11 protein-coding genes are annotated in these 14,771 nt (G+C 59.7%); 6 read left to right on the top strand and 5 right to left on the bottom strand.

Annotated elements, in window-relative coordinates; genetic code table 11:
* Window positions 1-27: 27 nt before the first annotated feature.
* Window positions 28-2,283 carry a 1,4-alpha-glucan branching protein GlgB gene (gene glgB, locus G1C94_RS00725; protein ID WP_172143913.1) on the bottom strand — a complete coding sequence of 752 codons (2,256 nt, stop codon included), beginning with the start codon at window positions 2,281-2,283 and terminating at the stop codon, window positions 28-30.
* 139 nt (window positions 2,284-2,422) lie between these two features.
* Here glgB and G1C94_RS00720 point away from each other — a divergent pair, with 139 nt between their 5' ends.
* Together G1C94_RS00720 and ispF are read left to right on the top strand one after the other, a co-directional pair.
* Window positions 2,423-3,013 (top strand): CarD family transcriptional regulator, encoded by a 591-nt coding sequence (locus tag G1C94_RS00720; protein WP_172143751.1) that lies wholly within the window; start codon window positions 2,423-2,425, stop codon window positions 3,011-3,013.
* A complete protein-coding gene (gene ispF, locus G1C94_RS00715; RefSeq protein ID WP_417852139.1) occupies window positions 3,001-3,495 on the top strand; it encodes a 2-C-methyl-D-erythritol 2,4-cyclodiphosphate synthase in 495 nt (164 codons plus the stop codon). The genes G1C94_RS00720 and ispF overlap by 13 nt, the downstream gene beginning before the upstream one ends.
* 966 nt (window positions 3,496-4,461) lie before the next feature.
* Here the strand turns inward: ispF and G1C94_RS00710 are convergent.
* From G1C94_RS00710 to G1C94_RS00695, 4 genes are all read right to left on the bottom strand, one after another.
* Window positions 4,462-5,508, bottom strand: a complete 1,047-nt coding sequence (locus tag G1C94_RS00710) for a hypothetical protein (protein WP_172143747.1) — start codon at window positions 5,506-5,508, stop codon at window positions 4,462-4,464.
* 605 nt (window positions 5,509-6,113) lie between these two features.
* The gene (locus G1C94_RS00705; protein ID WP_172143746.1) at window positions 6,114-6,947 is read right to left on the bottom strand and encodes a metal ABC transporter permease; all 834 of its coding nucleotides are present in this window, start codon (window positions 6,945-6,947) and stop codon (window positions 6,114-6,116) included.
* Window positions 6,944-7,813, bottom strand: a complete 870-nt coding sequence (locus G1C94_RS00700) for an ABC transporter ATP-binding protein (protein ID WP_172143745.1) — start codon at window positions 7,811-7,813, stop codon at window positions 6,944-6,946. The genes G1C94_RS00705 and G1C94_RS00700 overlap by 4 nt, the downstream gene beginning before the upstream one ends.
* Window positions 7,814-7,890: 77 nt before the next feature.
* Window positions 7,891-8,913: a metal ABC transporter solute-binding protein, Zn/Mn family gene (locus G1C94_RS00695; protein WP_172143744.1), complete on the bottom strand. Its 1,023-nt coding sequence runs from the start codon at window positions 8,911-8,913 to the stop codon at window positions 7,891-7,893.
* Window positions 8,914-9,228: 315 nt separating this feature from the next.
* Between G1C94_RS00695 and G1C94_RS00690 the strand changes: the two genes are divergently transcribed.
* The 4 genes from G1C94_RS00690 to uvrB all read left to right on the top strand — a co-directional run bounded on the left by G1C94_RS00690 (window position 9,229) and on the right by uvrB (window position 14,764).
* Entirely contained in the window at window positions 9,229-10,098 is an 870-nt protein-coding gene (locus G1C94_RS00690) for a bifunctional methylenetetrahydrofolate dehydrogenase/methenyltetrahydrofolate cyclohydrolase (protein WP_172143743.1), read from the top strand.
* Between the two features lie 184 nt (window positions 10,099-10,282).
* Window positions 10,283-11,755 (top strand): 30S ribosomal protein S1, encoded by a 1,473-nt coding sequence (gene rpsA / locus G1C94_RS00685; protein ID WP_172143742.1) that lies wholly within the window; start codon window positions 10,283-10,285, stop codon window positions 11,753-11,755.
* Between the two features lie 291 nt (window positions 11,756-12,046).
* Complete coding sequence (gene coaE, locus G1C94_RS00680) at window positions 12,047-12,643, top strand: dephospho-CoA kinase (protein ID WP_172143911.1); 597 nt, start codon at window positions 12,047-12,049, stop codon at window positions 12,641-12,643.
* 9 nt (window positions 12,644-12,652) lie between these two features.
* Window positions 12,653-14,764: an excinuclease ABC subunit UvrB gene (gene uvrB / locus G1C94_RS00675; RefSeq protein WP_172143741.1), complete on the top strand. Its 2,112-nt coding sequence runs from the start codon at window positions 12,653-12,655 to the stop codon at window positions 14,762-14,764.
* Window positions 14,765-14,771: the final 7 nt, after the last annotated feature.

The following is a 14,771-nucleotide window of genomic DNA, read 5'->3' as shown; positions in this document are numbered from 1 at the left end:
GAATTGTCGCCTTTCAGCAGAAAAACGTCAGTCTTGCCGCTTCAAGAATACCGCAGCGAATGCGGGAACCGTGATTTTCGCGCTGGCGGGGCGCGAATGGTATTCACCGGCGTTCGCCTCGAAGGAACCGTTGCTGATGCCCGAACCGCCGTACTTCAGGTCGTCGGTGGTCAGCACTTCCGTCCAGCGCCCTCCTTGCGGCAGAGGCACCTGATAATCCTGCCAAGCATCGCCGGAGAAGTTCACCACCACCACGCACTGCTCGCCCTTCGAACCGATGCGCAGGAAGCTCAGCGTGTTGTGATCGGCGTCGTCGCTGGTGAGCCATTGGAAGCCGTCCGGGGTGAAGTCCTGGCTCCAGATGGCCGGGGTTTCTTTGTACAGCTTGTTGAGATCCGCGACGAGCCTCTGCACGCCCTGATGTTCCTGCCAATTGAGGCAGTCCCAATCGATGGAGGCGTCGTGGTTCCATTCGCCCCACTGCGCGAGCTCGTTGCCCATGAAGGTCAGATTCTTGCCCGGGTGCGCCCACTGATAGCCGAACAGGGCGCGCACGCCGGCGTACTTCTGCCAGTCGTCGCCTGGCATCTTGCCGAACAGCGAGCCTTTGCCGTACACAACCTCGTCATGGCTCAGCGGCAGCACATAGCGTTCGGAATAGGCGTAGACCATCGAGAACGTGATTTCGTTGTGATGCCACTTGCGGTTGATGGGGCTTTCATGCAGATAGGACAGGGTGTCGTGCATCCAACCCATGTTCCATTTGAGGCCGAAGCCAATGCCGCCCGCGTCCGTGGGAGATGTGATGCCCGGATAGGCGGTGGACTCCTCGGCGATCATCATGATGCCGGGGTTGTTCTTGTAGGCGGTGGCGTTGGCTTCCTTGAGGAAGTCGATGGCTTCGAGGTTCTCCCGCCCGCCGTAGATGTTCGGATGCCATTGGCCGGCTTCGCGGCTGTAGTCGAGATAGAGCATGGAGCTGACGGCATCCACGCGCAGCGCGTCGATATGGTACTCGTCAAGCCAGAAGCAAGCGTTTGCGACAAGGAAGTTGCGCACTTCGCGCCGCCCGAAGTTGAACACATACGTGCCCCAATCGGGGTGCTCGCCGCGCGTCGGATCCGGATCTTCATACAGCGGCGTGCCGTCGAAGCGTCCGAGCGCGAAAGCATCCTTCGGGAAGTGGGCGGGCACCCAGTCCATGATCACGCCGATGCCGGCCTCGTGCAGCTTGTCGATGAGGTATTTGAAGTCGTCGGGCGAGCCGAGGCGCGAATCGACGGCGTAATATCCCGTCACCTGATAGCCCCAGGAGCCCGCGAACGGGTGCTGCGCCAGCGGCATGAACTCCACATGGGTGAAGCCCATCTTTTCGATGTACGGCACCAGCTTGTCGGCCAGTTCGCGGTAGTCGTTCACGTCCTTGCGCCAGCTGGAGGCATTGAGTTCGTAGATGGCGATTGGGCCGTCATGCGGGTCGGTGACGGCGCGGCGGGTCATCCATGCGTCGTCGTGCCATGCGTGCTCGGAATCGACCACAATGGAGCCGGTCGCGGGCGGCACCTCATGCGAGCGTTCCATCGGGTCGGCTTTCTCCACCCACTCATAGTTCGCATTGAGAATCTGATATTTGTACACCTCGCCCGCGCCGATGCCGGGGATGAAGATCTCCCACACGCCGGAGGAACCGAGCGCGCGCATGGCGTGACGGCGGCCGTCCCATGAGTTGAAGTTGCCGATCACGCGCACGGCGTGGGCGCTCGGTGCCCATACGGCGAACGCGACGCCGGTGACCTGCTGGCCGGGCGTGCCGTCCGCGCCGCCCATCGGGTCGTCGTAGCGCTTGACATGCGCGCCCAACGCCTCCCACAGGCGTTCATGGCGTCCTTCGCCGAACAGATAGGTATCCATCTCGCCGATGGTGGGCAGATAGCGATACGAATCGTCCTCGGTGATTTCCGGCCCGTTCTCATAGGCGACTTTGACACGATAATCCGGCACGCTGTAGCCCTGCTCGGTTTTGACGGAGGGGACTACGGCCATGAATACGCCGTTGTATTCATGATGCGCCTGATATTCGCCGGCTTGCGTGAGGATGGTGACCTGCTTAGCCAGTGGCCTCAGCACGCGAATGGTGGTCTGGTCGGCATGCTTGCCCTCGGCGAGGTGTGCGCCCAGAACGGCATGGGGGTTATAGAATTCGGCGTTGCTCACTTGGTCAAGATCACCCTGATTGACGGGGACGGCAACGATATCATCTTCGATCTTCGCGGTAGTGCTCATGGTCATTAGTGTACACGGCTTTGTCCATTCGCCTTGGCGTGTCAGGACATCGTCGATCGGGCGTTTGTCCACCGTGGGCACGTCCATGGGACATGGCATACTTTTTCAGGTTTTGTGTGTCTGCTCAGTCGGAGGTTTCATGGGGTACAAGATCGGCGATATGGTCGTCTATCCGCGTCACGGCGCGGCGAAGGTCGAAGCCATCACCGAGCGGACGGTGCGGGGGGTGACTCGCGAATATCTGGAGCTGTCGGTGCTGTCTTCCGACGGTTTGGTGATTAACGTGCCGGTTGACAACGCCAAGAAGGTTGGCGTGCGCGACATCGTCGATGCCAACGAAGTCGCCAAAGTGTTCGAGATTCTGCGCACTCCGATCATCGAGAAGGAAATGAACTGGTCGAGGCGCTATAAGCTGAACGTCGAGAAAATCGCCACCGGCGACGTGAACAAAATCGCCGAAGTGGTGCGAGACCTCGCCCAGCGTGATGTGGACGATCATGGCCTGTCCGCCGGTGAGAAACGCATGCTGACGAAGGCTCGTTCCATCCTCACCTCCGAAATCGCCCTGAGCGAGAAAATCGACGAGGCCAATACCCAGCGTCTGCTCGACGTCAACCTCGGCTACAGCGAACCTCAGCCCGGCGATAACAAGCATCACACTAAGGCTCCCGAAGAAGCCGCCAAGGACACCATGGCGCGGCTTGACGCCGAGAAGAAATCGAAGAAGTGACGCTTCGGGTCGGCCAGGGTTTTGATGCTCATCGCTTTGCGGCTCCTAGCAGTGGCCGTGACATGTGGCTGGCTTGCCTGCAGTGGGATGATGAGGGTTCCGGCCTTGAAGGGGATTCGGACGGGGACGTTGCCGTTCATGCGCTGATCGATGCGTTGCTGGCCGCTGCGGGGCTTGGCGATATCGGCTCCCTGTTCGGCGTGGGGGCGAATGTGCATGGTGCCGGTATGCATGGTGCCGATATGTTGCGTGAAACCATTGATTATTTGCATGCGCACGGTGCCGTTGTCCAATCCGCTTCCATAACGGTCGTCGGCAACCGTCCCAAAATCGGCTCGCGCCGCGCCGAAGCCGTGGCCGCGCTTTCCCGGCTCGTCGGTTGCCCGGTGTCCCTCACCGCCACCACCACCGACCGCATGGGCTTCACCGGTCGCGGCGAAGGCCTGGCCGCCCTCGCCACCGCCCTGGTCAACATCGACTAACCCCAGCGTCTCCCCCTTGCCCGTCGGCCTTTCCTTCGCGAGCGCGCCCAGCCAACATCGGCTAACGCTTCCAGCGTTGTCCCTTTGCCCACCGACGTTCCTTTGTGGGCGTACTTGGTCAGCATCGGCTAACCTTTGTCCACTGGTGTTTCCTTCGTGAGCGTGCCTGGCCAGCCTTGGTTAACCTTCCAGCGTTGTCTCTTTGCCCGTCGGTCTTTCCCTTGTGGGCGTACTTGGTCAGCATCGGCTAAACTCCAACGTCGCCCCATGTCCCCTTACCGCTGCATCGGTTCATAACCTGTCGCCATCACATCAACCCGTATACCGACACTTACCTGCCGTATATACGTATTCCCTCTCCATTACCAATCAGACGCCAAACCGTCCGATTCGTAACGGAACAATCACCACACACCACTTCTCGTGACCAATCGGACACCATATCGTCCGATTCGTAACGCATGCGCAAAGTATCAATACCAATCAGACAAATAACCGTCTGATTCGTAACGGGTCCAGTACAGGGCGGAACCCCATTACGAGTCGGACAATATAGCGTCGGATTGGTAACGAATCCAGTACAGGACATAGCTTTCCCGTTACCGATCGGACAGAAAACCGTCTGATTTGTAATGAGGCTATCACGGGGCGCCCGCAGCCCTCCCGTTACGGATCGGACAATATGGCGTCTGATTCGTAACGGATTCAATACGGGACACAGCTTTCCCGTTACGAATCGGACATCATATCGCTCGATTCGTCATGTGCACACAGCAATCCGTTACCAGCTGGACAGAAAGCCGTCCGATTGGTAACGGGGCGTGCTAAGTATATCCATTACGAATCGGACGGAAAACCGGCTAATCGGTACAACTATGGGTATATGGGTATCTCAACGATGGCCCTGATATCAGCGACTCTTTATCAGTCAGCTGTATTACCAGTTGCGCGAGGTGAGGGGCAACCTCACCGCGGCACTCCCGCCCGAGCGAGTTTGTCCCTTAGCACGTGAAGATCCAACGCCTCGTCGTAAGTCACGTGAATAATCGAATCCACACCAGCGCGCTTGAGCATGGTGTCGCGTTTCAGCTGCGCGGCCACCACATCGGCTATATCTTGGCGCTTGGTCATTGCCGGGTCAACATATTTGCGCATGCCGTCGTATTCGAGCACGATGGTTCGACCATCCGGCGCATCCCAGACGAAATCTGCCCGCGCCTTGTTCAGCGGGTCACGCGGGTCGATAAACTCGCGTTGCAGCTGGGGCGTGGCGTATCCGGCGGCGATGATTCCCGCGCGGCATAACGATTCGCCACCATTCTCGCTCAGCGGGTTGGCGCATTGCATCAGGTGTCGGACTTGATCGTGGCCGTAACGAAGCTGATTACAGCAGGCGTCGACTTCGTCGGCATGGGTCAGACGCTTGCGCAATGCGGAATCGGCGATTGCCAACGCGGGGGCGAAATCCAAGCGCATGCCGCAATCCACCAAGGTGCGCGCGGCAGTGGTAGCACATATCGTGACGCTCTGGGCGAGCCGTCGGCGCAGCGCTTGCGTCGAATCATATCTTCCATATTCGGCACGCTGATCGGCGGTGAACTGCAGCGGCGGAATCGTTCGACGCTGCTTGGGGATGCCTCGCATGAAGATTCTGCGCGTGCCGTTACGCCTTTTTGCCGTGCCGCAGAAGGTGTCGGCAATGGTGACATGCAGATTGCCTATGCATGTCCACGGCAGCTCGAGTTCATGAACGGCCGCCGCGCTGGTTGCGGCGAACGTCCAGTGCGGGTAGCGCATGGCGAGCGACAGGATCAGATGCATCAGTCGTTGCCGCGGGTTCAGCGATTCCCAGTACGAAGCCCGCGCATACAGATTCCTATAGGGGCTGACAAGCGTCCCCGCCGCCACGCGCCGACGTAGCGCCCGCTGTAGTGCGGGGGTGCTCCCGTGAAAATAGCAGCCGCGTCGTTCTGCCAGTTCGGCAAGCAAAGCGATTTCATGGTTCCTGTTCATATAACGACCGTAGGCGGCGTGTTTATTCCCTGTCCAGCGTGACGGGGCATTGTGGTCGAAGCTCCTGTTCCCGGGCGTGTTGTGGATAACTTCTATATTGCCGGCATGCTTCTTAAGGACAGTTTTGCCTGATTTCGCAACGGTTTGTGCCTCTCGTGACGAATCGGACGTACACCTGTCCGATTGGTACTGCAAGCGGATTACATCATCATCCATCGTGACGAATCGGACGCATACCTGTCCGATTGGTACTGCAAGCGGATTGCATCATCATCCATCGTGACGAATCGGACGTATACCTGTCTGATTGGTAATGACTCGTGAAATGTATGCCGTTCCCATTATCAATCGGTCAGTTTTCTGTCTGATTGGTATTGGCACTTTGCGCATACGTGACGAATCGGACGATATGGTGTCCGATTGGTAACGAGAGGGGACATGTGGGAGATTGTTCCATTACCAATCGGTCGGTTTTCTGTCTGATCGGTAATGGGGATGATGTGACGGATTGGCTCGGGCGATGCCCGTCGAGTGAGATTGCGTGGGAGGGTTTCCGCGAGTGAGATTGGGTGGGAGGGTTTCCGCGAGCGGGATTGGTGATGGGGTCAGCGGCGCAATGCTTGGGCGGCTTTGGCGAGTGCCCAGAAGAGGGTGGACAGGGTGACGATGATGAAGCTGGGAGGAGCGGGGAACATCGCGGAGACTACCAATCCGCCCCAAATGGCGGCCAGGCACAGCAGTCCGGCGACGACCATCGCTTTGAATGGGCTGCCGGTGAGAATCGTCGCGGTGGCGGCCGGGGTGATTACCAGCGCGAACACCAGCAACGTACCCACGGCGGGCACGGCGATGGTGATCACCCCGGCCATAATCGCCATGAACGCCACGTTCATCACCCCGATCGGCACGCCCTTGGCCTGAGCCACCTGCTCGTCCAGCGAGCTGAACAGCAGCGGTCGGTAAATCAGCGCCAGCACAACAAGCAACACCACGTCGAACGCTAGGAATCCAATGATCTGCTCGGTGGTGATGGTCAGAATCGACCCGAACAGAATGGACTGCATCTGCGCCGACGCCGACGACGACAGCCGGGCGAAAAACAGCCCCAGCCCGGTGGCGAAGGCCAGCACAGTGCCGGTGGCGATCTCACGCTCGGAGACGCGCTTGCCCAGCGCCCCAATCACTAGCGCCCCGGCCAAGGCAAACCCGCCCAAACCCAGCGAAACGGGCAGTCCCAGCAGCACGGCGCCGGTCGCCCCCGGCAGACCAATATGCGCCAGGGCGTGTGCGGCGAAAGTGGAGTGCCGCGCGATGGTGAAATATCCCATCACCCCCGCGGCGAGCGCAATGCACAGACCGGCGAGGAACGCATTTGTCATGAACGGCGTGGACAGCGTTTCCATCCAGTTGGGGTCGAAACCGAATTCGATATGGCTCATTGCGCTTCCTCGCTGTGCTCGTCGCCGTGATGGTGCATCTGCGCCACCTCTTCGACGGTGTGCATGTCTTGGTTCGGATTGTTGTGTTCGTCGGCGGACGGCGTGACGAACATGTCGCCTTGCGGCGTGGTCACCACCTGCACGTCGGTGCCATACAAATGCGTCAGTAGCTTGGAGTCGAGCACGTTGCGCATGTCAGCGTAGTGCGGATGTCCGTCGAGCAAATACACCGCCCCCGTCAGGATGGGCAGCAGCATGTTCAGGTCGTGCGCCACCACTTGGATCGTCATGCCGAGTTTGCGGTTGAGCTGCGCCAGCAGACGGGTGACGGAACGTTGCGAGGCGAGGTCGAGGTTGGCCAGCGGCTCGTCCAGCATCAGCAGTTGGGGATCGGACACAATGGCTTGCGCAATGGCGACCCTTTGGCGCAAGCCGCCCGAAAGTTCCGACAGCCGATACGCGGCTTTATCCGCGATGCCGACGAACGCCATCGCTTCGCGTGCCTTGTCTCGCTGGTCGCGTGTGATCGGACGGATGCCGAAGCGCGTGCCCGTCAGCCCCAGCAGCACCGATTGCTCGGCGGTGAGGTTCGATTCGATATTGGAGGCGTAGCTTTGCGGCACGTAACCGATGCGCTGGTTCGCTTCGCCGGCGGGCCGCCCGAGCACCTTTGCGGATCCCTCGCTCAGCGCCAGCAGGCCGAGCTCCACTTTCATCATCGTGGTCTTGCCTGCGCCGTTCGTGCCGACGATCGCCGTCACCGAGCCAGCGGGAATGGAAAAGGTGCCATGCTGCCAAATCACCCGATCGCCGCGTTTGACGGCGGCATCGTTGAGTTCGATGGCATATTCCGGCTGGTTGCGCATGCGCAAGGCTCCCTAGGTAGACATTGGTCGTGCTAAGGATTATCGCAAACGCTGTTGACAATCGTTCTCAATAAGCGCTATTTGTCGGATTCGTTCTGACCCTCGTCCGATGAGGTCTGTCCATCCGTGGCGCCATTTGTGGTGCCATCCGTAGAGCCGCTGGATTGGGAAGCGCTGTTGTATTTGGGATCGATGGCCTTAATCACATTGTTCATCAGCGCGCTCACCCAATCGAGCAGCGTCTTGTATTGCTCCGGCATCTGCTCGCTCACATCGACCACCGACACATCGGATTTGCCCGCCGTGCCCGTGATCATATTCGTTGCGTCAGAGGACTCCTGGCTATTGTTGATGACCACCGAGGCCTTCTTCTCTTCGATGAGCTTCTGGAACTCCTGCAGATCGGCCGGCGCCACCTCACCGCCGTTCGCGCTCGCTTGCGCGTAGCCCGTGGGCGTCACGTCCTTGACGCCCATGTCCGACATGAGGTAATACGCCACCGATTCCGTGGCGGCATAGGTTGCGTCGCTATGGGTATCCGCGAAATTGCTCATCGCAAGATCCAGCTTCTTCTCGCGTTCCTGCCAATCCTTGAGCCGCTCGGTGAAGGATTTCTTGAGCTCCGGACGGGCCTTCGAGAACGTGTTCGCCAGTTCCTTGGCCATGCCGGTGCGTGCGTCCTTGGAGAACCACAGATGCGGATTGTCCCCGTCTGAGGCGCCGACGATCTGGGCGGCCGACACCAGCGTCGATTCGCTGCCGCGCGACTTGGTGGCCCAAGTGTCGTAGCCTGCTCCGTTCGCCACCACGATTTCCGCTTTGCTCAAGGCGGTCAGATCGGAGGTTTTCGGCTCGAAATCATGCGCGTCCACGTTGGTGGAGGTCAGTATGGAAGTCACCTCGACATCGTCGCCGCCGATTTCGGAAGCGAGTGAGCCCCACTGGTTGATTGAGGCGACCACGGTGATTACGCCCGTATTCTGCGAAGTATCCGTCGAGGGGGTGGACTGATTCTGCGCCCCATTGCCGCATGCCACCGTCGCCAGCAACAACGCCGAAGCGAGCAGTGCGGCTATGCTTGTCTTGGTTGCGTGATTCATGATATTTCCACCTTTCCTCAGGTAGACATTGGTCGTTCTGGGAATTATCGCAAACGCTGTTGACAATCATTCTCAATAAGCGTTATTTGCTGGGGTTGCTCTGCCCCTCGTCCGATGGGTCTGTCCATCCGTGGTGCCGCTGGATTGGGGAGTGTTGTTGGAATCGGAGCATACGTCGGAAGAGTTATCGGTGGAATCCTGTCTTGGTTGCGTGATTCATGATATTTCCACCTTTCCGCGTGGTTTGGGCCGCAACAGCCGATACGATACCTTATCGTAGTATCGGTTGGCTCATAGCGATGCGTAAGGGGAACGATGTCCACGAAACTCGACGGCAAGATGGTGGCGGCGCGAATCAAGAGCGACTTGAAGCGGCGCGTCGAGACCTTGAAAGCCAACGGTATCGAGCCGGGATTGGGCACATTGCTGGTCGGTGAGGATCCGGGGTCGGTCAAGTACGTGGCCGGCAAACACGCCGACTGCCAGGAAGTAGGCATCCGTTCGATCAAGCGCACATTGCCCGCCGACGTGACCTTTGATGATATCGCCGAAGTGGTGGGTGAGCTCAACGACGACCCCTCCTGCACGGGGTTCATCGTCCAGATGCCATTGCCGAAAGGCATCGACGAAAACGCAATCATCGGACTCATCGACCCAACCAAGGACGCCGACGGCATGCATCCATACAATCTGGGCGAACTGGTGCTGCATGTGCGCAGCGACTTGGCCACACCGTTGCCGTGCACGCCGCGCGGCATCGTCGAACTGTTGAACGCCTATGACATCGATTTGAACGGCAAGGAAGTGTGCGTGCTGGGTCGGGGTATTACCGTGGGGCGCACCATTGGGTTGCTGCTCGCGCGCCGCGACATCAATGCCACGGTCACGTTGTGTCACACCGGCACCCAAGACGTGCACGATCACATGCGCCGCGCCGACGTGATTGTGGCCGCCATGGGCAGCGCGAGTTTCGTCAAACCGGATGATGTCAAGGAAGGTGCCGTGCTGGTCGATGTGGGCGTCAGCCGCATCTTCGATGAGGAAGCGGGCCGCTATCGCATCAAGGGCGACATCGACAAGGCATGCCGTGACAAGGCGAGCGCCTACACGCCGAATCCCGGGGGAGTGGGGCCCATGACCCGCGCCATGCTCCTAGCCAATGTGGTGGACATGGCCGAGGGGTGATGTGGCATCGGCTAGCGGGGGCAGACGGTTGGGGAAAGACGGCATAATATGTGGCGACACGCCGCAAATCTTGGGTATGGCTACCTGTATCGTTGAGGCTCGTATGTGCCTTCGCATGGGCGCATATACATAACCGAATATCGAGTAATATCCACCCACTATGCAAGAAACCATTTAATTTAATATGGCACAGAACAACACCGAAGTCACCAAGGTCGCCATCAACGACATCGGCACCGAAGAGGACTTCATCAAGGCAGTCGATTCCACCATCAAGAACTTCGATGATGGTGATCTGGTTGAAGGTACCGTCGTCAAGATCGATCGCGACGAAGTCCTCCTGGATATCGGCTACAAGACCGAGGGTGTGATTCCCTCCCGCGAACTTTCCATCAAGAAGGACGTCGATCCCGATGAGGTCGTCGAGGTCGGCGACACCGTTGAGGCCCTTGTCGTTACCAAGGAAGACAAGGAAGGCCGTCTGATCCTGTCCAAGAAGCGTGCGCAGTACGAGCGTGCCTGGGGCGACATCGAGAAGATCAAGGAAGCCGATGGCGTTGTCGAAGGCACCGTCATCGAGGCTGTCAAGGGTGGTCTTATCGTCGATATCGGTCTGCGCGGCTTCCTGCCGGCCTCCCTGGTCGAAATGCGCCGCGTGCGCGACCTGTCGCCGTACATCGGTCAGAAGCTCGAAGCCAAGATTCTCGAACTCGACAAGAACCGCAACAACGTGGTGCTGTCGCGCCGTCAGTATCTGGAAGAGACCCAGTCCGAAGTGCGCGAGACCTTCCTCTCGCAGCTCAAGAAGGGCCAGATCCGCGAAGGCGTGGTGTCCTCCATCGTCAACTTCGGCGCATTCGTCGATCTGGGCGGCGTGGATGGCCTCATTCACGTTTCCGAGCTGTCCTGGAAGCACATCGATCACCCGTCCGAGGTCGTCAAGGTCGGCGACAAGGTCACTGTCGAGGTGCTGGACGTCGATCTGGACCGCGAGCGCATCTCCCTGTCGCTCAAGGCCACACAGGAGGATCCGTGGCAGCGCTTCGCACGCACCCACGTCCCCGGCCAGATCGTCAAGGGCAAGGTCACCAAGATTGTGCAGTTTGGCGTGTTCATCTCCGTCGAAGACGGCATCGAGGGCTTGGTGCACATCTCGGAGCTCGCCAACCGTCACGTCGAGAACCCGGAGACTGTGGTCAAGCCGGGCGAGACCGTGTTCGTCAAGGTGATTGACGTCGACCTCGACCGTCGCCGCATCTCGCTGTCCCTGAAGCAGGCCAACGATTCCGTCGACTCCGCTTCCGAGGACTTCGATCCGGCTCTGTACGGCATGCCTGCCGAGTACGACGAGGAGGGCAACTACAAGTACCCCGAAGGCTTCGACCCGAACACCAACGAGTGGCTCGCCGGCTACGAGAAGCAGCGCGAGGAATGGGAAGCCCAGTACGCCGCCGCCCACGATCTGTGGGAGGAGCACAAGGAGTTCGTGGCCAAGGAGATGGAGCGCGCGGAGGCTTCCGCCGCTGCCGACGGCCAGGACGAGAAGGAAGAGAAGGTCGAGGAGACGTCCAACTACTCCTCCGAGACCACTTCCAGCGGCACCCTCGCCGATTCCGATCAGCTCGCCGCTCTGCGCGACCAGCTGCTTGGTGAGTGAGCGGTTGCTTAACGACGTAGTTCGTTAGACGACGCGAGGCCCGGCCGGATTGAACCGGCTGGGCCTCGCTATATTTCCGCCGTTGCTCGTGATATGAAAGAACGCACGCTGACGTCTGCTCAGCGCACGAAATTTCCAAAACCAGCTGATTTATATGAAGGAACGCACGCTGAGCGACCGTCAGTGTACGAAATTTCCAAATAGACGGTATTCATCTGAAGAGACGTACGCTGAGAGACGTTCAGTGTACGTTCTTTCGGATGTGGGGCTAGGATACGTCGTGTGGCAGGTATGCGAATAGGGCTGACAGGCGGCATCGCCGCCGGCAAGAGCACGGTGACGGCACGGCTCGCGCGCTTGGGCGCGTATGTGATCGACTACGATGCGCTTGCCCGAACGGTGGTTGCGCCGGGTGGGGAGGCTCTGCCAAGCATCGTCGCCGAGTTCGGCCCCGACGCACTCAACCCGGACGGCACGCTGAACCGCGCCTGGCTTGCCGAACATGTGTTCGGCCGGCAAGCCGAACCCGGCGCCCGCGAACGGCTTGATGCCATCGAACATCCGCTGATTTACCGTGAAGCGGCCCGCTTGGAGAACGCTCACCCCGAGGCGCGCATCGTCGTGCATGACATTCCGTTGCTGGCCGAGGTCATTGATGAGATTCCGTTTGCTTTCGACCATATTGTCACCGTGGAAGCGCCCGAGGCCGAACGCATCGAGCGCATGGTGAATACGCGCGATATGAGCCGCCAACAGGCGCTTGACCGCATCCGACACCAGTCCACGCAAGCACAGCGCCAAGCCATCGCGGATACCATTATCGATTCGGCTCAACCAATGGCGAATATGCTGCAGACGGTTGATAGGCTATATGAGCAGTGGACTTAAGGAGCGGTGATGGGATTCAATATCGAGCGCACAAACAAGCCGTTCGTCGTCAAATCGCCCTATAAGCCCAGCGGCGACCAGCCCCAAGCCATTGACGAACTCGCCGCGCGCATCGAGAACGGCGAGAACGATGTGGTGCTGATGGGCGCCACCGGCACCGGCAAAACCGCCACCACCGCATGGCTCATCGAGCGACTGCAACGCCCCACGCTTATCATTGAGCCGAACAAGACGCTGGCCGCGCAGCTGTGTGCCGAGTTCCGCGAGCTCATGCCCGACAACGCGGTGAGCTATTTCGTAAGCTATTACGACTACTACCAGCCAGAAGCCTATATTCCGCAAACGGACACCTACATCGAGAAAGACTCGAACATTAACGACGACGTGGAGCGCCTGCGCCACGCCGCCACCGCGAACCTGCTGACCCGCCGCGACTGCGTGGTGGTGGCCACCGTCAGCTGCATCTACGGTCTGGGCACCCCGGAGGAATACGCCGGGCGCATGCTGTTTTTGAAAGAGGGCGACCAGATCGAGCGCGACCAGCTGTTGCGCCAATTCGTCGCCATGCAATACCAGCGCAACGACATCGCCTTTACCCGCGGCACGTTCCGCGTGCGCGGCGACACCGTCGAAATCATCCCCGTCTATGAGGAGCTTGCGGTGCGCATCGAATTCTTCGGCGACGAAATCGACCGCATTTCCACGCTGCACCCGCTCACCGGCGATGTGATCGCGCAGACAAGCGAAGTGCACATCTTCCCCGCCTCGCATTACGTGGCCGGCCCGGAACGCATGGAGCGCGCGCTGAAAACCATCCGCCAGGAGCTTGACGAGCGCGTAGCCGAGTTGAAAAAGCAAGACAAACAGCTGGAGGCGCAGCGCCTGACCATGCGCACCACCTACGATTTGGAAATGCTCACCCAGGTGGGTGTGTGCTCCGGCGTGGAGAATTATTCGCGGCATTTCGACGGTCGCAACGCCGGCACCCCGCCGCACACGCTGCTCGACTTCTTCCCCGACGACTTCCTGCTGGTCATCGACGAGTCGCACGTCACCGTGCCGCAGATCGGCGCGATGTACGAAGGCGACGCCTCGCGCAAGCGCACCCTCGTGGAACACGGTTTCCGCCTGCCCTCGGCGATGGACAACCGCCCGCTCAAGTGGCCGGAGTTCCTTGAGCGGGTGGGACAGACGGTCTATCTGTCCGCCACCCCCGGCGATTACGAGCTGGGGCTGTCCGACGGCGTGGTCGAGCAGATCATCCGCCCCACCGGCTTGGTCGATCCGAACATCGAGATTCGCCCCACCGCCGGTCAGATCGACGACCTGCTGGGGGAAATCAAGGCGCGCGTGGAGAAGAATGAGCGCACGCTGGTCACCACGCTCACCAAGAAGATGGCCGAGGATTTGACGGATTATCTGCTCGAACGTGGGATAAAGGTCGAATATTTGCATTCCGATGTGGACACGCTGCGCCGCGTCGAGTTGCTGCGCATGTTGCGCGAGGGGAAAATCGACGTGATCGTCGGTATCAACTTGCTGCGCGAGGGCCTCGATTTGCCCGAGGTGTCACTGGTGGCCATTCTTGACGCCGATAAGGAGGGTTTCCTGCGTTCGTACCGTTCGCTGATCCAGACTATTGGACGTGCCGCCAGAAACGTGGACGGCACGGTGCTGATGTACGCCGACGAAATCACCGAGGCCATGCATCAGGCCATCACGGAGACGAATCGCCGCCGCGACAGGCAGATCGCATATAACGAGGAGCACGGCATCGACCCCAAGCCCCTGATCAAGAAGATCAGCGATGTCAACGACATGCTCGCCAAGGAGGACGTGGACACCCAAACGCTGCTCGAAGGGGGCTATCGCAACGCGGGCAAGGCCGGAAACACGCACCTCGGCGTGCCCACCTTCGACGAAGGCGAGGCGAACAAGCGGCACGAGGAGATTCTGAAAGCCGGCCTGCCCGCCGCCGACCTGGCCGATCTGATCCGCCAACTGTCCGAACAGATGCACACAGCCGCCGAGCAGCTCCAGTTCGAGCTCGCCGCCCGTCTGCGCGACGAAATCCGGGACTTGAAAAAGGAACTGCGCCAGATGACCGAGGCGAACAAATAAAGGCCGG

Origin of the sequence: Bifidobacterium panos (assembly GCF_012932445.1) — a bacterium.
In the GTDB taxonomy this organism is placed as follows: Bacteria; Actinomycetota; Actinomycetes; order Actinomycetales; family Bifidobacteriaceae; genus Bifidobacterium; species Bifidobacterium panos.
The sequence above is the reverse complement of the archived record's forward strand: the minus strand, read 5'-3'. Positions and strand labels throughout refer to the sequence as shown.

Excerpts from the sequence above, each read along its gene's own strand:
- glgB (WP_172143913.1), bottom strand. The coding sequence starts at position 2,283 with ATGAGCACTACCGCGAAGATCGAAGATGATATCGTTGCCGTCCCCGTC.
- G1C94_RS00695 (WP_172143744.1), bottom strand. The coding sequence starts at position 8,913 with ATGAATCACGCAACCAAGACAAGCATAGCCGCACTGCTCGCTTCGGCG.
- G1C94_RS00710 (WP_172143747.1), bottom strand. The coding sequence starts at position 5,508 with ATGAACAGGAACCATGAAATCGCTTTGCTTGCCGAACTGGCAGAACGA.
- G1C94_RS00690 (WP_172143743.1), top strand. The coding sequence starts at position 9,229 with ATGTCCACGAAACTCGACGGCAAGATGGTGGCGGCGCGAATCAAGAGC.
- rpsA (WP_172143742.1), top strand. The coding sequence starts at position 10,283 with ATGGCACAGAACAACACCGAAGTCACCAAGGTCGCCATCAACGACATC.
- coaE (WP_172143911.1), top strand. The coding sequence starts at position 12,047 with ATGCGAATAGGGCTGACAGGCGGCATCGCCGCCGGCAAGAGCACGGTG.
- G1C94_RS00705 (WP_172143746.1), bottom strand. The coding sequence starts at position 6,947 with ATGAGCCATATCGAATTCGGTTTCGACCCCAACTGGATGGAAACGCTG.
- G1C94_RS00720 (WP_172143751.1), top strand. The coding sequence starts at position 2,423 with ATGGGGTACAAGATCGGCGATATGGTCGTCTATCCGCGTCACGGCGCG.
- uvrB (WP_172143741.1), top strand. The coding sequence starts at position 12,653 with ATGGGATTCAATATCGAGCGCACAAACAAGCCGTTCGTCGTCAAATCG.
- G1C94_RS00700 (WP_172143745.1), bottom strand. The coding sequence starts at position 7,813 with ATGCGCAACCAGCCGGAATATGCCATCGAACTCAACGATGCCGCCGTC.